This window comes from Burkholderia sola, from assembly GCF_905400185.1.
GTDB lineage: Bacteria > Pseudomonadota > Gammaproteobacteria > Burkholderiales > Burkholderiaceae > Burkholderia > Burkholderia sola.
Map to the genome: position 1 here is coordinate 75,341 of NZ_FR989675.1, position 17,652 is coordinate 92,992.

Sequence of the window (17,652 nt, forward strand, 5' to 3'; positions counted from 1 at the left end):
CGGTCGCTTCCGTTCAAGTCGTCTTCACAAGGATTGGTTCGATGAGTTCACGCAGGATCGCGGTGCGCCGCTCGGGAGTACACGGCAAGGGCGTGTTCGCCGTGGCGCCGATCAAGGCCGGCGAACGCGTAGTGGAATACAAGGGCGAGCGAATCTCGTGGAAGGAAGCGCTGCGCCGTCATCCGCACGACCCGAGCGAGCCGAATCATACGTTCTACTTCGCACTCGACGAAGGCGGCGTGATCGACGGCAAGGTCGACGGCAACAGCGCGCGCTGGATCAATCATTCGTGCGCGCCGAACTGCGAAGCCGAGGAAGTCAAAGGCCGCGTGTATATCCACGCGCTGCGCGATATCGGCCCGGAAGAGGAGCTGTTCTACGACTACGGCCTCGTGATCGACGCGAAGCTGACGAAGAAGCTCAAGCGCGAATACGCGTGCCACTGCGGTGCGGAATCGTGCCGCGGCACGTTGCTCGCGACGTCCGACGAAGGCGGGAAGAAGAAAAAGAAGAAGGACAAGAAGGACGGCAAGCCTGCGTCCGGTTCGAAGGACAAGAAGAACAGGAAGTGATGCAGGCGGCAGCGCATCGCGCGCTGCCGCGGTCGTTTCAGCCCGCGGCTGCCGCGTCGTGGCGGCCCGGCGTTCGCTTTCCTTTTCCGGCGGGCCGCCCGGTCGACGGGCCAGCGGTTGCCCGCCGCGACTCGCTGGTGATCGCTCAGTGCGTCGGCGCCGCGGCCGGCGTTTCGCTGGCCGGTTTTTCCGTCCGCGTCGCGAGCGGCACCCGCACCACGAAGCGCGAGCCGCCTTCCGATGCATCCTCGTACGACACGGTGCCGCCGTGCATCGCGATGATGTCGTGCACGATCGCGAGCCCGAGCCCGGCGCCGGTTTCGACACCGTTGCCGCTTTGCGCGTCGCCGCGGAAGAAGCGCTTGAACAGGTCGGCCTGCTGGTTCGCGGGCACGCCGGGGCCGTTGTCCTCGACGACGATCTCGGCGGCCGGCTGGCTGTCCTCGAGCGCGGCGCGCGCGACGTTCACCGTGATCCGCGCGCCGTCCGGCCGCGCGAGCGGCACGTACTTCAGTGCATTGTCGAGCAGGTTCGCGATCACCTCGCGCAGCAGCACCGGGTTGCCGCGCACGATCAGCTTCTCGTCGTCGCCCGGCTCGTCGCTGCGCTGGAAGCCGAGGTCGACGTGCGACGCGAGCGCGCGCGGCACCCATTCGGCGCCGGTCTCGAACGCCATCGCCGCGAGATCGACGTCGACGAAGCGCGCGGCCTGTTCGCCCGGCTCGGCCCGCGCGAGCGACAGCAACTGATTGGACAGCCGTACCGCGCGGTCGGCGGCCGCGCGCAGCTCGCGCACCGCGGCGAAGGTCTGGTGCGGGTCGCGCGCGACGGCCGCCTGCTCGGCATGCAGCTTCACCGCGGTGAGCGGCGTGCGCAACTGGTGGGCAGCATCGGCGATGAACTTGCGCTGCGCGTCGAGCGCGGTCTTCAGGCGGCCGAGCAGCGCGTTCATCGCGCTGGTCAGCGGCCGGATCTCCAGCGGCACGTCGGTTTCGTCGACCGGTTCCAGCGACGTATGGGTTTGCCGGTTCAGCGAATCGGCGAGATGCGTGAGCGGGCCCAACTGCTGGTTCACGACGCGCCATACGATGCCCCAGCCCGCGAGCAGCAGCAACAGCAGCGGCATCATGATCGCGACGAGGAATTCGGCCGCGATCCGGTAGCGGTGCCGCACCGGCTGCGCGACTTCGACGACCATCGGCCGGCCGCCCTCGACGTTGTCGACGCGCACCTGCGCGACCCGGACCGCGCGATTGTCGTATTCGGCCTCGAACACGTACGCGTGATGCATGCGGCGCACGTTGATGCCCTGCAGCGGCAGCTTCGGATCGCCGGCGAGTTCCTCCTCGCCGTCGCTGATCCGGTAGATCAGCGCTTCGGCTGGATCGGAGAACATCGCCTGCGCGAGCGGCGGCACCGTGAACGGCGCGTCGGGGCCGGCGATCTGGATCTGCTTGGAGATCGCGGTCGCGAGATCGGCGAGCGAGCGGTCGATCACGTGCTGCGTGTATTGCCACGCGAGCCAGTAGGCGATCAGGCCGCTCATCAGCGCGAGCATCGACAGCGGGGCGGCGAGGCGCCGGAGCAGCGAGCGGCGCAGGCTGGTGGTCACAGCCGGATCAGAAGACATTTCGACGGGCAAAAGGATAAGCGCCGCTCACGGGGAGCGGCGCGGTCGTGCGCCGGGAACGGCGACGCAGAGCAGCACGCGTGCGCCGGCGGCACGCGGCCGGCCGGCGCGCGGCGTCGCTCAGACACTCGCCGTCTGGCGGATTTCCTGCAGCAGGTAGCCGAAGCCGCGCACCGTGACGATTTCGACCCGGCACTGCTCGAGTTTCTTGCGGACGCGGTGCACGTAGACTTCGATCGCGGTGTCGCCGAGATCGCCGCCGAAGTGCGTGAGGTGATCCTGCAACTGCGCCTTGCTGACGACGCGGCCGTGCCGCAGCAGCAGCATTTCCAGTACCGCGAATTCGCGCGGCGACAGTTCGAGCGGCTTGTCGTCGTTGAAGATGCGGCGGTCGACGCCCGACAGGCGGACGCCGCCGAGCGACACTTCGGGACGCGGCATGTCGCTGTGCGGGCCGCTGCGGCGCATCACCGCGCGGATACGCGCTTCGAGCTCGGCCGGCTCGAACGGCTTGAGCATGTAATCGTCGGCGCCGGAGTTCAGGCCCTGGATCCGGTCGTTCAGCTCGTCGCGGGCGGTCAGCACGATCACCGGCGTGTGGCGGTTGGTCTGGCGAAAGCGCGTGAGCAGCGTCATGCCGTCGATGCCCGGCAGGCCGAGGTCGAGGATCACGAGTTCGTGGCGGTTCTGTGCCAGCGCCTGTTCGGCAAAGATGCCGTCATGCACCATGTCGACGGTGAAGCCAGCCTGCTCGAGGCTGCTCTGGATACCGCGTGCGATGGGGCGGTCGTCTTCGATCAGAAGGAGTCGCATGAAGTTCGCTCAAGTACAATGGGTTGGCGGTTCAGGCACGCGGACAGCACGAAGCCGTTTCCACAGGAACGCCGCATCGCCTGACATCAAGCATGGCGGCCAGCGAACGATTAAATCCAATCATGTCCGATATTTCGATCCACGACCTCGAAGCCGCGATCAATTTCTGGCGCGCCCGCTCGCCGTCGAGCGGCGACGAACTCAAACTCTGCGAAGAGGCCAGCGCGCTCTCCAAGCCGTATGCGCTGCTGATTGTACAGCGCGAAAGCGCGCTGCAACTGGAAGGTTTGGACCCCAAGGCGCGGAAAGCGTACGAGACTTACGTGCGCCTTAAGGATGGCTTGGAAAGCTGAAGGCTTTCGCTGAGTACATCCTAGAAAACGTTCAGCGAAATGAAAAGTTGACGCGCCGCGCACGGAAAGCGCGCGGCGGCGGAGACGGGATTCAGGCGCCCGGTTGCGCGTGCGCGGCGGCGCCGTCGATGAACCGCGCGAGTTCGATGTCGCGTTCGGTCAGGCCGTCGGCGTCGTGGGTCGACAGCGTGACGTCGACGCGGTTGTACACGTTGAACCATTCCGGATGGTGGTTCATTTCCTGCGCCTTGATCGCGACGCGCGTCATGAAGCCGAATGCCTCGTTGAAATCGGCGAAGCGCAGGCGGCGCTGGATCGCGTCGCGGCCCGGCACGGCCGTCCACTGCGGCAGGCCTTCGAGCCGGGTCTTGCGTTCTTCGGATGTGAGCTTGTGGATCATCTTGCACCTCTCGTTCGGTAACGGCGCCCGCGCGCGGCTGCGCCGCGCGGCGAAGCCGGCATCGTTCATTGTTCCATAGTTGCGGAAAGGACGACGGGCGGCCGGCAACCGACGGCCGACGGCCGACGCCCGGCGCGTCACGCGTCGGCGTCGTCGGGCCAGCCTTCGCCCGTGCCGCGATGCAGCACGCGATCGGTGTCGAGCACCGCGCCGGCCGCGAATTCGGGCAGCCCCGCGAGCCGGTCGGCCAGCGCGCGGCCATCGACGTCGGCGAGCGCGAACAGCTGCGCGAAATCGTCGATCACGAAGTAGGTCTTCTGGAACGTGTCGATCCGGTACTTCGTGCGCATCACGCGCTCGAGGTCGAACCCGAGCCGGTTCGGCGCCGCGCTTTCGAGGCTGTACAGGCTTTCGCCCTTGCTCGACACGATCCCGGCGCCGTAGATCGACAGCCCGTTCGTGCCGCGCGGATCGCGGATCAGCCCGAATTCCACCGTATACCAATAGAGGCGCGCGAGCCGCGCCAGCGCCGCTTCGTCGTCGGCGACCGCGAGCGCGGTGCGGCCGTACGCCTGCATGTAGTCGGCGAACACCGGGTCGATCAGCAGCGGCACGTGGCCGAACAGGTCGTGGAAGCAGTCGGGTTCCTGCAGGTAGTCGAGCTGGTCGGGACGGCGCATCCACCAGGTGACCGGGAAACGCCGGTTCGCGAGATGCGCGAAGAACACGCGGTCGGGCACGAGGCCGGGCACCGCGACGATTTCCCAGCCGGTCGCGGGCTTCAGCTGACGGTTCACGTCGGCGAACGACGGCACGCGATCGGCCGGCAGCGCGATCTTGCCGAGCCCGGCGACGAACGGGTCGCACGCGCGGCCGCGCAGCAGCGCCGACTGGCGCGCATAGAGCTGCTGCCACACCGCGTGGTCGACCTGGCCGTAGCGCTGCAGCGGCTGGTCGATGGTGAAATCGGCGCGGGTTTCGAGGCCCGCATCGAACTGCTCCTGCAGTTTCGCGGTGACGACGGTGGACATGATCAGGCTCTGCACGCTGGGGTTGGGATCATGCAAGTGTAGAGCGGGCGACGCGCGGATTGGGCGCATAGTTGGCGTCAATTCGCTTAGTGATGCGATAATTGCGCATCAAATAACGAATCAATGCGGAGAATGCTCATGCTGGAACTCGATCACTTCGATCTCGCGTTGCTGGACGTGCTGCAGCGCTTCGGTCGCGCGACGCATCAGCAGCTGGGCGAGCAGGTGCCGCTGTCGCCGTCGCAGATCGGCCGGCGGCTGCAGCGGCTGGAGGCGGCCGGCGTGATCGAAGGCTACCGCGTGATGCTGCGACCCGAAAAGCTCGGGCTCGGCGTGACCGCGTTCACGAGCCTGAAGCTCAAGCATCACGGCGATTCGATCATCGAGCAGTTCCAGCAGCAGATCGACGTGCTGCCCGAAGTGCTCGAATGTCATGCGGTGGTGGGCGATGCCGACTACCTGCTGCGGATCGTCGCGCCGGATCTCAACGCGCTGTCGCAGTTCGTGATGAAGAAGCTGATGCGGGTGCCGGGCGTCGACAGCGTGCGCTCGAACATCGTGCTGACGACCTTCAAGCGCAACGGTGCATTGCCGCTCGCGCATCTCGCGCCGGGCGCCGCGTGACGGGGACGCGGCCGCGGCATCGGCGCTGAAGGCGGCACGCGCCGTACCGCCTTCGCTGGGGCCGGATCAGGCCGTTTCGGGCTGGGTGTCGGCGTTCAGCAGATCGACGTACGCGACCGCGACGAGATCGTCCTGCGCGACGCCGAGTTTCGCGAACACCTCGTGCGCTTCGGCTTCGCCGCCCGCTTCGTCGTCGTCGGGGCCCAGCACGACTTCGAGCTCGATGAAATCGCCGAGGCCGTCGACGCGGTCGAGGTGGATGCGCGTGCGGCCGGCGAGGTACACGTGCCGCTCCTTCGTCACGATCCCGCGCGTGGTCAGCGCGGTCGCGAGCAGCGAATGCATCGCGTCGGGATTCGTCACCGGGCTGCGCGTGTAGTACGACGCCTTCGGGCCGTCGCGATCGTCGCGCTGGTAGAAGATCAGCTCGGCCGGCGTGCCATCCTCGAAGCGGCGCAGCTTGAGCCGGCCGCGCGGCACGTCATAGAAGAAATCCTGCTGGCGGTAGAAGAGCGGCGCTTCGGTCGCGAGCTGGGCCGCCCGTTCGCGCAGCCGGTCGAATTCGCGGGCGCGGGCTTTGATCTCGATGTTGCGGGCCATGCGGGTCTCCTTCAATCGGGGTCTCGCGGTGTGCGAACGCACAATCTAGCAAAAAGCCTGCGATGGTGGCGTGACGCGCGGACCGGCCGCGGCGACACGACGCGGGGCACGCGATTCGATCCACGGCATGCGTCAGGCGCCGAAACTCGATGCGTAACGGGCCGCGTCGATATCAGCCGCGCTCATGTCGCCCACTGCGCGTCGATCAACCGCAGCGCAGCCGCGATCGCCGGCTCGTCGCGCCGCTCGGCGAGCGTCACGAACGTCAGCTCGGTCGGCACCGTCATGCGTTCGACGATCGTCAGCGCATGCGCGTGCGCCTCGGCCAGCGCGATCGAATCGCGCGCGAGCGTCAACCCGATCCCCGATTTGACGAGATCGAGCATCGATTGCTCCTGGTCGACCTCGGCGACCTTCACCGGCTGCGCGCCGGCCGCCGCGAAGAGGCGCGACAGCAGCCGGTGATGCGCGGACGCGGGCGGCGTCCAGATCCACGGCAGCGCGGCCAGCGCACGCCAGTCGTGCGCGCGCTGCACGCGCTCCTTCCAGCCGGCCGGCGCGAGCACGCGGTATTCGAAGCGCGTGAGCGTGACGGTGTGGAACAGCGCGCCGTCGCGCGGCGCGTCCTCTTCGGGCCGGCCGATGGTGTAGCCGACGTCGAGCGCCTGCGCGCGCACCTGTTCGATCACCCAGCCCGACATCCCGTGCCGCAGCGCCGTTTCGATCTGCGGATGGGTCTCGACCAGCGCGCGCAGGAAGCCACCGAGCCGCAGGAACCCCGGATCGAGGATCGTGCCGATTCGCAGCCGGCCGCGCACCTCGTGCCGCAGCGCGGCAGCGGCGCGCTGCACGTCGGCGGCGGCGGCGAGCGCGCGCTCCGCGTGCGGCAGCAGCGTCTGCCCGTCGCGCGTGAGCGCGAGCCCGCGCGACGTGCGCGTGAACAGCACGACCCCGAGCGTTTCCTGCAGATGCTTGATCTGCAGGCTGACGGCGGGCTGCGTCAAATGTAGCTGCACGGCGGCGCGCGTCAGGTTGCCTTCGCGGGCGACCGTCGCGAACGCGCGAAGCAGGGTGAGATCCATCGTTGTGATATGAGCGTGGCTTATAACGCAGTTCAGCATAACTCATTGGATCGGCGGCCGGGCGCGGGAGTACGCTTCATCGGATCGTGGCGCGGGGCCGCAGGCGCGGCGCGACGCACTATGCTGAACATGCGCGCGGCATCGCGCCGCGCGGTACACAACAAGCAGGAAGGAGACACGCCGTGAGTACTCAACGCACGCTCGAGGGCGAATTCGACTACGTGATCGTCGGCGCGGGCACCGCGGGTTGCGTGCTCGCGAACCGCCTGACCGAGGATCCCGACATCAGCGTGCTGCTGCTCGAGGCGGGCGGCAAGGACGACTATCACTGGATCCATATCCCGGTCGGCTATCTGTACTGCATCGGCAACCCGCGCACCGACTGGCTGTACAAGACGCAGCCCGAAGCGGCGCTGAACGGCCGCGCGCTGTCGTATCCGCGCGGCCGCGTGCTCGGCGGCTGCTCGTCGATCAACGGGATGATCTACATGCGCGGCCAGCGCGAGGATTACGACAACTGGGCGCAGGAAACCGGCGACGCCGGCTGGTCGTGGGACAGCGTGCTGCCGATCTTCAAGCGCAGCGAGGATCACCATGCGGGCACGAGCGATGCGCACGGCGCGGGTGGCTACTGGCGCGTCGAGAAACAGCGGCTGCGCTGGGAGATCCTCGAATCGTTCGCGCAGGCCGCGCAGCAGACGGGCATTCCCGCCACCGACGATTTCAACCGCGGCGACAATGCCGGGGTCGGCTATTTCGAAGTGAACCAGAAGCGCGGCGTGCGCTGGAATACGTCGAAGGCGTTCCTGCGGCCCGCGATGGCGCGCCCGAACCTGACCGTGATCACCGGCGCGCATGCGCAGCGCGTGATCTTCGACGGTCGGCGCACGGTCGGCGTCGAATATCACGGCGGCGGCACCGACTACGTCGCGCGGGCGCGCGCGGAAGTGCTGCTGACGTCGGGTGCGGTGAATTCGCCGCAACTGCTCGAACTGTCGGGTGTCGGCGATGGCCGGCGGCTGCAGGCGCTCGGCATTGACGTCGTGCAGGATCTGCCGGGCGTCGGCGAAAACCTGCAGGATCATCTGCAATTGCGGATGGCGTTTCGCGTCGACGGCGTGCGTACGCTCAACACGCTGTCCGCGCATTGGTGGGGCAAGCTGATGATCGGCGCCGAATATGCGCTGCTGCAGCGCGGGCCGATGTCGATGGCGCCGTCGCAGCTCGGCGCGTTCGCGAAATCGGATCCGGACGATCCCGCGCTCACGCGTCCCGATCTCCAATACCACGTGCAGCCGCTGTCGCTCGAACGCTTCGGCGAGCCGCTGCACGGCTTCAACGCGTTTACGGCGTCGGTCTGCCATTTGCGGCCGACCTCGCGCGGCAGCGTGCACGTCACGAGCGCCGATCCGGGCAGCGCACCGACGATCGCGCCGAACTATCTGTCGACCGATCACGATCGTCACGTCGCCGCGAACGCGCTGCGCCTCACGCGCCGGATCGCGTCCGCGCCGGCGCTCGCGCGCTATCGCCCCGAGGAAATCCTGCCGGGCCCGCGGTACCAGACCGAGGCCGAACTGATCGACGCGGCCGGCGTCGTCGGCACGACGATCTTCCATCCGGTCGGCACGTGCCGGATGGGGCGTGCGGACGACGCGCGCGCGGTGGTCGACAGCCGGCTGCGCGTGCGCGGCATCGCGGGGTTGCGGATCGTCGACGCGTCGGTGATGCCGTTCATCACGTCGGGCAACACCAATTCGCCGACGCTGATGATCGCCGAGCGCGCGAGCGACATGATTCGTGCCGACCGCCGTGCGGCGCGCGAAACGACGTCGGTGCGCACCGAGGCCGCGGTGACGGCGGCATGAAGGCTCGCTGACCCGCGCGCCAGCGGGCCGTCATGCGAACGCCCGCTGATTCGCTATGCGAAACAAGCTGCCGGCGCGTCCGCTCTAACGGCAAGATCCGTGCAAGCCGCGCCGTCGCGCGGTTTTTTATCGGGCGCGCGCGTGCCAGATCCTGCGGCAGGTCAACGCGTGATGATGCACGTGTCAAAAAAGCGTGGTGAATAACCGTGCGCCGTCGCATCCGATATGGCGGCCACCCCTATAAGTGCAAATCCCGATGATTGCACTGCACCAACGGCGCGACAATGTTCTGTAATGTGCATACGCGTCGGCGCGGGAGACCAACCCTCGAGGCGTACCACGGCGCCCGGGGGCAGCCCGCTGATCCGCTGACCTGTTCGCGGCCGCTTGCGCCAGGCTTCCCGGTGCTTCGCCTGACTTCGTACGGAAGGGAACATGATTCTCGGCGACACGATTCTGGAAACACGCGGACTGACGAAGGAATTCAGGGGCTTCACCGCCGTGAACGGCGTCAACCTGCGTGTGCGCCGCGGCGCGATCCACGCATTGATCGGGCCGAACGGCGCGGGCAAGACCACCTGTTTCAACCTCCTCACCAAATTTCTGACGCCGACGGCCGGCCAGATCGTCTTCAACGGCATCGACATCACCGACGAGCGGCCCGCGCAGGTCGCGCGGCGCGGCATCATCCGCTCGTTCCAGATATCGGCCGTGTTCCCGCACCTGACCGCGCTGCAGAACGTGCGCATCGGCCTGCAACGCGCGCTCGGCACCGAATTCCATTTCTGGCGCAGCGAACGCACGCTGAAGCGGCTCGACGATCGCGCGATGGACCTGCTCACGCAGGTCGGCCTCACCGATTTCGCGCACGTGCCGACCGTCGAGCTGGCCTACGGCCGCAAGCGCGCGCTCGAGATCGCGACGACGCTCGCGATGGAGCCCGAACTGATGCTGCTCGACGAGCCCACGCAGGGGATGGGCCACGAGGACGTCGACCGCGTGACCGCGCTGATCAAGAAGGTCGCGAGCGGCCGCACGATCCTGATGGTCGAGCACAACATGAACGTGATCGCGGGGATCTCCGACACGATCACCGTCCTGCAACGCGGCGAGGTGCTGGCCGAAGGCTCGTACGCGGAAGTGTCGAAGAATCCGCTCGTCATCGAAGCCTACATGGGCAGCGCCGACGCGGCGCTCGCGGGGGCGCACGCATGAAGCACAGCGAACGGGAGGAACGCGAATTGAGCGGCGTCGAGAGCGGTACGCCTGCGCTGGAAATCACGGGCCTGGAGGCCTGGTACGGGGAATCCCACATATTGCACGGCGTCGACCTGACCGTGCATCGCGGCGAGGTCGTCACGCTGCTCGGCCGCAACGGCGCGGGCCGCACGACGACGCTGCGCGCGATCATGGGCCTCACGGGCCGCCGCAGCGGGTCGATCAAGGTCGCCGGCCACGAGACGATCGGCCTCGCGACGCATCGCATCGCGCATTACGGCATCGGCTATTGCCCGGAGGAGCGCGGGATCTTCTCGAGCCTGTCGTGCGAGGAGAACCTGATGCTGCCGCCGCTGATCGGGCCGCGCGAGCATTCGATGTCGCTCGACGAGATCTACGCGATGTTCCCGAACCTCGCGTCGCGCCGGCAGAGCCAAGGCACGCGGCTGTCCGGCGGCGAGCAGCAGATGCTCGCGGTCGCGCGAATTTTGCGCACCGGCGCGAACCTGCTGCTGCTCGACGAGATCTCCGAAGGCCTCGCGCCGGTGATCGTCCAGGCGCTCGCGCGGATGATCGTCGCGCTGAAGGCGCGCGGCTACACGATCGTGATGGTCGAACAGAATTTCCGCTTCGCCGCGCCGCTCGCCGACCGCTTCTACGTGATGGAGCACGGCAGCATCGTCGAGCATTTCCGCGCGTCCGAACTGGAAGGCAAGATGCCGACCCTGCACGACCTGCTCGGAGTATGACGCCGCCTCGTTTCCGTTGCCGCTAGCCGTGGCGGCCCTCGAATAACCACAACGCATCAGAACAACAGGAGACGTCAATGAAAATGAAGACCCTCGCACAGGCCTGTCTCGCGCTCGCGACCGCCGCACTCACCGCTGGCGCCGCGCATGCCGCGGATAGCGTGAAGATCGGTTTCGTCACCGACATGTCGGGGCTGTATGCGGACATCGACGGCCAGGGCGGTCTCGAGGCGATCCGCATGGCGGTCGCCGACTTCGGCGGCAAGGTGCTCGGCAAGCCGATCGAGGTCGTGTACGCGGATCACCAGAACAAGGCGGACATCGCCGCGTCGAAGGCGCGCGAATGGATCGACCGCGGCGGGCTCGACCTGCTCGTCGGCGGCACGAATTCGGGGACGGCGCTGGCGATGGCCAAGCTGGCCGCGGAGAAGAAGAAGGTCTACATCAACATCGGCGCGGGCGCGGACACGCTGACGAACGAGGAGTGCACGCCGTACACGGTGCACTATGCGTACGACACGATGGCGCTCGCGAAAGGCACCGGCTCGGCGGTGGTGAAGCAGGGCGGCAAGACGTGGTTCTTCCTGACCGCCGACTACGCGTTCGGCAAGGCGCTCGAGAAGAACACGTCGGACGTCGTGAAGGCGAGCGGCGGACAGGTGCTGGGGGCGGTGCGGCATCCGCTGTCCGCGTCGGATTTCTCGTCGTTCCTGCTGCAGGCGCAATCGTCGAAGGCGCAGATCCTCGGTCTCGCGAACGCGGGCGGCGACACGATCAACTCGATCAAGGCCGCGAAGGAATTCGGCATCACGAAGACGATGAAGCTCGCCGGGCTGCTGATGTTCATCAACGACGTGCACAGCCTCGGCCTCGAGACGACGCAGGGCCTCGTGCTGACCGACAGCTGGTACTGGAACCGCGACGCGGCGTCGCGCCAGTGGGCGCAGCGCTACTTCGGCAAGATGAAGAAGATGCCGTCGAGCCTGCAGGCGGCCGACTACTCGTCGGTGACGACCTACCTGAAGGCCGTGCAGGCCGCCGGGACGACCGATTCCGACAAGGTGATGGCCGAGCTGAAGAAGATCAAGATCAGCGACTTCTACGCGAAGGGCTACATCCGTCAGGACGGCAGCATGATCCACGACATGTACCTGATGGAAGTGAAGAAGCCGTCGGAATCGAAGGAGCCGTGGGACTACTACAAGGTGCTCGCGACGATTCCGGGCGAACAGGCGTTCGGCACCAAGCAGGAAACGCGCTGCGCGCTGTGGAAGTAAGCATCGGATAGCGGCGCGCACGGGCGCGCCGCACGGTGGCGGTGGCAGCGACGTGCCCGCTGCGCCGCCCGCGTGCGCGCGGCTGCAAAGTTGCGTACGCAACGAAACTCATTCTGACGGCTAAGTCGATGGAAATCTTTGGCATTCCGTTGCCGGCGATGCTGAGCCAGTTGCTGCTCGGGCTCGTCAACGGCTCGTTCTATGCGATCCTGAGCCTCGGGCTCGCAGTGATCTTCGGGCTGCTCAACGTGATCAACTTCGCGCACGGCGCGCTGTTCATGCTGGGCGCGATGCTCGCGTGGATGGGGCTGTCGTATTTCGCGCTGCCGTACTGGGCGATGCTCGTGCTGGCGCCATTGATCGTCGGCGCGTTCGGGATCGCGATCGAACGCTCGATGCTGCGCTGGCTGTACAAGCTCGATCACCTGTACGGGCTGCTGCTCACGTTCGGCCTCACGCTCGTCGTCGAAGGCGTGTTCCGCTCGATCTACGGCGCATCCGGCCAACCGTACGACGTGCCGTCGCAGCTGTCCGGCGCGACCAACCTCGGCTTCATGTTCCTGCCGAACTATCGCGCGTGGGTCGTCGTCGCGTCGCTCGCGGTGTGCCTCGCGACGTGGTTCGTGATCGAGAAGACGCGCCTCGGCGCGTACCTGCGCGCGGGCACCGAGAACCCGAAGCTCGTCGAGGCGTTCGGCGTGAACGTGCCGATGATGATCACGCTCACCTACGGCTTCGGCGTCGCGCTCGCCGCGTTCGCGGGCGTGCTGGCCGCGCCGGTGATCCAGGTGTCGCCGCTGATGGGCCAGCCGATGATCATCACCGTGTTCGCGGTGGTCGTGATCGGCGGGATGGGCTCGATCCTCGGCTCGATCGTCACGGGCCTGCTGCTCGGCGTGATCGAGGGCTTCACGCGCGTGTTCTATCCCGAAGCGTCGGCCACCGTCGTGTTCGTGATCATGGCGATCGTGCTGCTGTTCCGCCCGGCGGGCCTCTTCGGCAAGGAAAAATGATGCAGAGAAAAGTGCTCTACGGCGTGCTGCTCGCCGCACTGCTCGCCGCGCCGTTCATCGGCGCGTATCCGGTGTTCGTGATGAAGGTGCTCGCGTTCGCGCTGTTCGCGGCCGCGTTCAACCTGCTGATCGGCTATACGGGGCTGCTGTCGTTCGGCCATGCGATGTTCCTCGCGACGGCCGGCTATGCGACCGGCTATTCGATGCAGACGCTCGGTTTCACGCCGGAGCTCGGCGTGCTGACCGGCACCGTCGCCGCGACGCTGCTCGGGCTCGTCGTCGGGCTGTTCGCGATCCGCCGGCAAGGCATCTACTTCGCGATGATCACGCTCGCGTTCGCGCAGATGGTCTACTTCATCTATCTGCAGGCGCCGTTCACGCACGGCGAGGACGGCCTGCAGGGCGTGCCGCGCGGCCATCTGTTCGGGCTGCTCGACCTGTCGAACGACGTCACGCTGTACTACGTCGTGCTGGCGGCGGTCGTGGCCGCGTGCGCGTTCATCGTGCGGGTCGTCCATTCGCCGTTCGGCCAGGTGCTCGTCGCGATCAAGGAGAACGAAGCGCGCGCGATCTCGCTCGGCTACGACACCGATCGCTTCAAGCTGCTCGCGTTCATCCTGTCGGCCGCGCTCGCGGGGCTGGCCGGCTCGCTGAAGGTGCTCGTGCTCGGCTTCGAGACGCTGTCGGATGCGTACTGGACGATGTCGGGCCTCGTCGTGCTGATGACGCTCGTCGGCGGGATGGGCACGCTGTTCGGGCCGCTGCTCGGCGCCGCGCTGATCGTCGCGCTGGAAGACCGGCTCGGCGACATCGGCGAATGGCTCGCGTCGACGACGGGCGTCGCGTGGTTCCATTCGCTCGGCGAATCGACGACGATCGTCACTGGGCTGATCTTCATCGCATGCGTGCTGGCGTTCCGGCGCGGCATCGTCGGTGAGATGGTCGCGCGTATCAAGCCGCTCAGGGCGTCGTCGTGAGCATGCGGTGCGCGTCGCCCGCGTTGATGCGAAGCACCATCCGGCTCGGCCGGGAAGGGCGTCACCGCGGGCTCGGGCCGTCGCCGCGCGGCCGGCTGGTGCCCCATTTTCGTGCGGCAATGCACCATAGGGGTAAATGCTAAGTTGTCGTGGTGCTTAAGCCTCTTTAAGATTCACTTCAGTTCTGATGCACCGCGAAACGAATTTGCAGGTGGAGAACGAGGAGACAATCGAGGCACAAAGTGCCCGGACCCCAAAGCGCTGTTGGACGGAATCCAACAGCGCTTTTTCATTTGCGTGCACGAATTCCCTCGATGGTGCATCGGCCCGCACGCCAGCCGATGGCGCCGCTTTCCGCGTTTGCGTTCGCACCGCGTCTTTTCCGCGCTTTGCCGCGTTGCCCGTTTTTCCGTTTCCCGCGATCCGTTCGCCGACGATGCGCAATCCTGCACAGGCGCTTCGGGCTTACCCGGTTGGCGGGCGCGAAAGGCGTCCGTTACACTCGGCTTTCGCCGACCGTGCGGTCGGGAAAATCGGTCGGCAGTTCTCCTACAAGCACAATGCAGAACAGGGAGTACGGTTGGATGAGCAGCGCAGCACGGTGGTTCGGGGCAGGAGACGCGGCGGACGCCGTTCGTTCGTCATGGGGTGCCCGATGGGTCATCAGGGCATTTCCGAGCCGTTCCGCGGCCTGTATGCGCGTCCCGGCGCCGGCGCGGGTCGTTGCGCTCGCATCCGTCTCTGCATCCGTATGCGCAATCGCATGAGCGGCGGGCTTTCCGAGGTTTCATCGCTTGCCGTGCGTGCCGACCATCGATGCGCGCGCAACGAGCTTGCGCACGCTCCCGCATTTCTTCGCTTTCTTCATCCTGACGACACCGCTGCTGCGCATCGTGACGGTCGGACGGCCGTTTCAATCGGCGCGCGGCGCGTGGCGGCGTGTCGCGGGAAAACGAGCATGGGCGCGGACGGGTGGGATAATTAAGATATTAACTTGTTTGGGGACCGGGAGCCGCCCGAGCAACCGTGGTTTTTTCGAGCAGCGTTTGGAGACAACGTAAATGAAGATGAATCGATGGATGGAGGCCCTGCTTGCCGCGGGCCTCGTGTGTGCGGCGGCCACGGCGTCGGCGCAGGTGAAGATCGGCGTGACGCTGTCGGCCACCGGGCCCGCCGCGTCGCTCGGGATTCCGGAAAAGAACACGATCGCGCTGCTGCCGAAGGAGATCGCGGGCAAGAGCGTGCAGTACATCGTGCTGGACGACGCGTCCGACACGAGCCGTGCGGTGCAGAACGTGCGCAAGCTGATCGACGAGGACCACGTCGACGCGATCATCGGCTCGTCCGTCACGCCGAACTCGCTCGCGATGCTCGATCCGGTGTCGCAGGGCAAGACGCCGACGATCTCGCTCGCGGCGAGCGCGCAGATCATCGCGCCGATGGACGCGAAGCGCGCGTGGATGTTCAAGGTGCCGCAGAACGACCAGTTGATGGCCGACGCGATCGCCGGCTACATGGCGAAGCATGGCGTGAAGACGGTCGGCTTCATCGGCTTCGCCGACGCGTACGGCGACAGCTGGTACAAGACGTTCGACGCGGCGGCCGCGAAGAACGGGCTGAAGCTCGTGTCGAGCGAACGCTATAACCGGACCGACGCGTCGGTGATGGGGCAGGTGCTGAAGCTGCTGGGCTCGAACCCGGATGCGGTGCTGATCGCCGGCTCCGGCACGCCGGCGGCGCTGCCGGCCAAGACGCTGAAGGAGCGCGGCTACAAGGGCAAGGTCTACCAGACGCACGGCGTCGCGAATAACGATTTCCTGCGCGTGTGCGGCAAGGATTGCGAAGGCGAGATCCTGCCGGCCGGCCCGGTGCTCGTGACCGACCAGCTGCCCGATTCGAATCCGGTGAAGAAGCCGGCGCTCGGCTACAAGGCCGCGTACGAGAAGGCTTACGGCGCGGGTTCGCTGTCGACTTTCGGCGGCCATGCGTGGGATGCGGGCCTGCTGCTGCAGCGCGCGATCCCGGACGCGCTGAAGAAGGGCCAGCCGGGCACCGAGGCGTTCCGCGAAGCGCTGCGCGCGTCGCTCGAAAGCGTGAAGGACCTGCCCGTCTCGCACGGCGTGATCAACATGACGGCGACGGATCACAACGGCTTCGACACACGTGCGCGCGTGATGGTGCAGATCGTCGACGGCAAGTGGAAGTTGCAGGCCGAGTAAGCGTCACGTGAAACCGGCGTGCGCGGCGCGAACGGCGCCGCGCACGCCGTCGGCAGGGCGGCGCGCGTCACGGCCGCATCCGTGCCGCCTGGAACGGCCGGGGCCCGCCGTGCGCCCCGGCCGTTTCCGCCTTTCGTTTCTCCGCAGCATTCTCTCGATACACGAAACGTATGGATCTCTCGATTGCGGCGATCCTCGCGCAAGACGGCATCACGACCGGCGCCATTTATGCATTGTTGTCGCTGGCGCTCGTGCTGGTGTTTTCCGTCACGCGGGTGATCTTCATTCCCCAGGGCGAATTCGTCGCCTACGGTGCGCTGACGCTGGCCGCGTTGCAGGCGCAGAAATTTCCCGCCACCTGCTGGCTGCTGTTCGTGATGGGCGTCGCATGCTTCCTGCTCGAAGCCGGCGGCCTGATCCGGCATCGCGAACGCCGCCATCAGCTCGGCCGCACGCTCGCGACGCTCGGCAGCCGCTACATCCTGCTGCCGCTCGCGGTGTTCGCAATCACGCGCAGCTTCGCCGCGCAGCCGATGCCGATGCTCGCGCAGATCGCGCTGACGCTCGCGATCGTCGTGCCGATGGGGCCGTTCGTCTACCGGCTCGTGTACCAGCCGATCGCCGAAGGCACGACGCTGCTGCTGCTGATCGTGTCGGTCGCCGTCCATTTCGCGATGGTCGGCCTCGGCCTCGTGATGTTCGGCGCGGAAGGCTCGCGTACCAACGGGTTCTCGGACGCGTCGCTCGCGATCGGCAGCATGACGGTGTCGGTGCAGAGCATCCTGGTCGTCGTCACGGCGCTCGTGCTGATCGGCGCGCTGTATGTGTACTTCGGGCGCACGATCGCCGGCAAGGCGCTGCGCGCGACGTCGGTGAACCGGCTCGGTGCGCGGCTCGTCGGCATCGGCACGACCGAAGCCGGGCGGCTCGCGTTCACGTTCGCGGCGGGGCTCGGCGTGTTGTCCGGGATCCTCGTCGGCCCGCTGACGACGATCTACTACGACTCGGGCTTCCTGATCGGGCTGAAGGGCTTCGTCGGCGCGATCATCGGCGGGCTCGTCAGCTATCCGCTCGCGGCCGCCGGCTCGCTGCTCGTCGGCGTGCTCGAATCGTATTCGTCGTTCTGGGCGAGCGCCTACAAGGAGGTGATCGTGTTCACGCTGATCATTCCGGTGCTGCTGTGGCGGAGCTTCGCGACGCCGCATGCGGAAGAGGAAGAGGAGTGA

At 66.9% G+C, this 17,652-nt stretch carries 18 protein-coding genes; 12 read left to right on the forward strand and 6 right to left on the reverse strand.

Annotated elements, in window-relative coordinates:
• The first annotated feature begins 41 nt into the window (after positions 1 to 41).
• Positions 42 to 572, forward strand: coding sequence for an SET domain-containing protein (locus tag KR541_RS00355; protein ID WP_050015789.1), 531 nt, complete (start codon positions 42 to 44; stop codon positions 570 to 572).
• 145 nt (positions 573 to 717) lie between these two features.
• Here the strand turns inward: KR541_RS00355 and KR541_RS00360 are convergent, their stop codons facing one another.
• Together KR541_RS00360 and KR541_RS00365 are read right to left on the reverse strand one after the other, a co-directional pair.
• Entirely contained in the window at positions 718 to 2,202 is a 1,485-nt protein-coding gene (locus KR541_RS00360) for a sensor histidine kinase (RefSeq protein WP_089488017.1), read from the reverse strand.
• A gap of 120 nt (positions 2,203 to 2,322) precedes the next feature.
• Positions 2,323 to 3,015 carry a response regulator gene (locus KR541_RS00365; protein WP_006401494.1) on the reverse strand — a complete coding sequence of 231 codons (693 nt, stop codon included), beginning with the start codon at positions 3,013 to 3,015 and terminating at the stop codon, positions 2,323 to 2,325.
• A gap of 122 nt (positions 3,016 to 3,137) precedes the next feature.
• On the opposite strand from KR541_RS00365, the gene KR541_RS00370 reads away from it, so the two are divergent.
• Positions 3,138 to 3,368 carry a DUF3717 domain-containing protein gene (locus tag KR541_RS00370; RefSeq protein WP_006401493.1) on the forward strand — a complete coding sequence of 77 codons (231 nt, stop codon included), beginning with the start codon at positions 3,138 to 3,140 and terminating at the stop codon, positions 3,366 to 3,368.
• Between the two features lie 91 nt (positions 3,369 to 3,459).
• Here the strand turns inward: KR541_RS00370 and KR541_RS00375 are convergent, their stop codons facing one another.
• Together KR541_RS00375 and phhA are read right to left on the reverse strand one after the other, a co-directional pair.
• Complete coding sequence (locus tag KR541_RS00375) at positions 3,460 to 3,837, reverse strand: 4a-hydroxytetrahydrobiopterin dehydratase (RefSeq protein WP_256122001.1); 378 nt, start codon at positions 3,835 to 3,837, stop codon at positions 3,460 to 3,462.
• Between the two features lie 68 nt (positions 3,838 to 3,905).
• Positions 3,906 to 4,799, reverse strand: coding sequence for a phenylalanine 4-monooxygenase (gene phhA / locus KR541_RS00380; protein WP_050016016.1), 894 nt, complete (start codon positions 4,797 to 4,799; stop codon positions 3,906 to 3,908).
• Positions 4,800 to 4,937: 138 nt separating this feature from the next.
• Here phhA and KR541_RS00385 point away from each other — a divergent pair, with 138 nt between their 5' ends.
• Positions 4,938 to 5,423, forward strand: coding sequence for an Lrp/AsnC family transcriptional regulator (locus KR541_RS00385; protein WP_050016018.1), 486 nt, complete (start codon positions 4,938 to 4,940; stop codon positions 5,421 to 5,423).
• Between the two features lie 66 nt (positions 5,424 to 5,489).
• On the opposite strand, the gene KR541_RS00390 is transcribed toward KR541_RS00385, so the two are convergent.
• Complete coding sequence (locus KR541_RS00390) at positions 5,490 to 6,023, reverse strand: class IV adenylate cyclase (protein WP_050015796.1); 534 nt, start codon at positions 6,021 to 6,023, stop codon at positions 5,490 to 5,492.
• Between the two features lie 182 nt (positions 6,024 to 6,205).
• Positions 6,206 to 7,105 (reverse strand): LysR family transcriptional regulator, encoded by a 900-nt coding sequence (locus tag KR541_RS00395; RefSeq protein WP_089488019.1) that lies wholly within the window; start codon positions 7,103 to 7,105, stop codon positions 6,206 to 6,208.
• Positions 7,106 to 7,287: 182 nt separating this feature from the next.
• Between KR541_RS00395 and KR541_RS00400 the strand changes: the two genes are divergently transcribed.
• The 9 genes from KR541_RS00400 (at position 7,288) to KR541_RS00440 (ending at position 17,652) form a co-directional block, all read left to right on the forward strand.
• Positions 7,288 to 8,973 (forward strand): GMC family oxidoreductase, encoded by a 1,686-nt coding sequence (locus tag KR541_RS00400; protein ID WP_216089306.1) that lies wholly within the window; start codon positions 7,288 to 7,290, stop codon positions 8,971 to 8,973.
• 435 nt (positions 8,974 to 9,408) lie between these two features.
• Entirely contained in the window at positions 9,409 to 10,188 is a 780-nt protein-coding gene (locus tag KR541_RS00405) for an ABC transporter ATP-binding protein (protein ID WP_006477266.1), read from the forward strand.
• On the forward strand, positions 10,185 to 10,940 hold the full coding sequence (locus KR541_RS00410; RefSeq protein WP_050015804.1) for an ABC transporter ATP-binding protein: 756 nt from the start codon (positions 10,185 to 10,187) through the stop codon (positions 10,938 to 10,940). The genes KR541_RS00405 and KR541_RS00410 overlap by 4 nt, the downstream gene beginning before the upstream one ends.
• A gap of 77 nt (positions 10,941 to 11,017) precedes the next feature.
• Positions 11,018 to 12,217 (forward strand): ABC transporter substrate-binding protein, encoded by a 1,200-nt coding sequence (locus KR541_RS00415; RefSeq protein ID WP_050015806.1) that lies wholly within the window; start codon positions 11,018 to 11,020, stop codon positions 12,215 to 12,217.
• 128 nt (positions 12,218 to 12,345) lie between these two features.
• Positions 12,346 to 13,230, forward strand: a complete 885-nt coding sequence (locus KR541_RS00420) for a branched-chain amino acid ABC transporter permease (RefSeq protein WP_050015808.1) — start codon at positions 12,346 to 12,348, stop codon at positions 13,228 to 13,230.
• Positions 13,230 to 14,207, forward strand: a complete 978-nt coding sequence (locus tag KR541_RS00425; protein WP_050015810.1) for a branched-chain amino acid ABC transporter permease — start codon at positions 13,230 to 13,232, stop codon at positions 14,205 to 14,207. Before KR541_RS00420 ends, KR541_RS00425 begins: the two co-directional genes overlap by 1 nt.
• Before the next feature lie 211 nt (positions 14,208 to 14,418).
• Positions 14,419 to 15,192 carry a hypothetical protein gene (locus tag KR541_RS00430; protein ID WP_216089307.1) on the forward strand — a complete coding sequence of 258 codons (774 nt, stop codon included), beginning with the start codon at positions 14,419 to 14,421 and terminating at the stop codon, positions 15,190 to 15,192.
• A gap of 76 nt (positions 15,193 to 15,268) precedes the next feature.
• Positions 15,269 to 16,426 carry an ABC transporter substrate-binding protein gene (locus tag KR541_RS00435; protein WP_050015812.1) on the forward strand — a complete coding sequence of 386 codons (1,158 nt, stop codon included), beginning with the start codon at positions 15,269 to 15,271 and terminating at the stop codon, positions 16,424 to 16,426.
• A gap of 170 nt (positions 16,427 to 16,596) precedes the next feature.
• Entirely contained in the window at positions 16,597 to 17,652 is a 1,056-nt protein-coding gene (locus KR541_RS00440; protein ID WP_089488022.1) for a branched-chain amino acid ABC transporter permease, read from the forward strand.

What these genes read in the sequence shown, in the direction of transcription:
- KR541_RS00410 (WP_050015804.1), top strand. Translation starts at nt 10,185, where the DNA reads ATGAAGCACAGCGAACGGGAGGAACGCGAATTGAGCGGCGTCGAGAGC.
- KR541_RS00375 (WP_256122001.1), bottom strand. Translation starts at nt 3,837, where the DNA reads ATGAACGATGCCGGCTTCGCCGCGCGGCGCAGCCGCGCGCGGGCGCCG.
- KR541_RS00395 (WP_089488019.1), bottom strand. Translation starts at nt 7,105, where the DNA reads ATGGATCTCACCCTGCTTCGCGCGTTCGCGACGGTCGCCCGCGAAGGC.
- KR541_RS00435 (WP_050015812.1), top strand. Translation starts at nt 15,269, where the DNA reads ATGAAGATGAATCGATGGATGGAGGCCCTGCTTGCCGCGGGCCTCGTG.
- KR541_RS00425 (WP_050015810.1), top strand. Translation starts at nt 13,230, where the DNA reads ATGCAGAGAAAAGTGCTCTACGGCGTGCTGCTCGCCGCACTGCTCGCC.
- KR541_RS00360 (WP_089488017.1), bottom strand. Translation starts at nt 2,202, where the DNA reads ATGTCTTCTGATCCGGCTGTGACCACCAGCCTGCGCCGCTCGCTGCTC.
- KR541_RS00420 (WP_050015808.1), top strand. Translation starts at nt 12,346, where the DNA reads ATGGAAATCTTTGGCATTCCGTTGCCGGCGATGCTGAGCCAGTTGCTG.
- KR541_RS00355 (WP_050015789.1), top strand. Translation starts at nt 42, where the DNA reads ATGAGTTCACGCAGGATCGCGGTGCGCCGCTCGGGAGTACACGGCAAG.
- KR541_RS00370 (WP_006401493.1), top strand. Translation starts at nt 3,138, where the DNA reads ATGTCCGATATTTCGATCCACGACCTCGAAGCCGCGATCAATTTCTGG.
- phhA (WP_050016016.1), bottom strand. Translation starts at nt 4,799, where the DNA reads ATGTCCACCGTCGTCACCGCGAAACTGCAGGAGCAGTTCGATGCGGGC.
- KR541_RS00440 (WP_089488022.1), top strand. Translation starts at nt 16,597, where the DNA reads ATGGATCTCTCGATTGCGGCGATCCTCGCGCAAGACGGCATCACGACC.
- KR541_RS00405 (WP_006477266.1), top strand. Translation starts at nt 9,409, where the DNA reads ATGATTCTCGGCGACACGATTCTGGAAACACGCGGACTGACGAAGGAA.
- KR541_RS00390 (WP_050015796.1), bottom strand. Translation starts at nt 6,023, where the DNA reads ATGGCCCGCAACATCGAGATCAAAGCCCGCGCCCGCGAATTCGACCGG.
- KR541_RS00385 (WP_050016018.1), top strand. Translation starts at nt 4,938, where the DNA reads ATGCTGGAACTCGATCACTTCGATCTCGCGTTGCTGGACGTGCTGCAG.
- KR541_RS00365 (WP_006401494.1), bottom strand. Translation starts at nt 3,015, where the DNA reads ATGCGACTCCTTCTGATCGAAGACGACCGCCCCATCGCACGCGGTATC.
- KR541_RS00415 (WP_050015806.1), top strand. Translation starts at nt 11,018, where the DNA reads ATGAAAATGAAGACCCTCGCACAGGCCTGTCTCGCGCTCGCGACCGCC.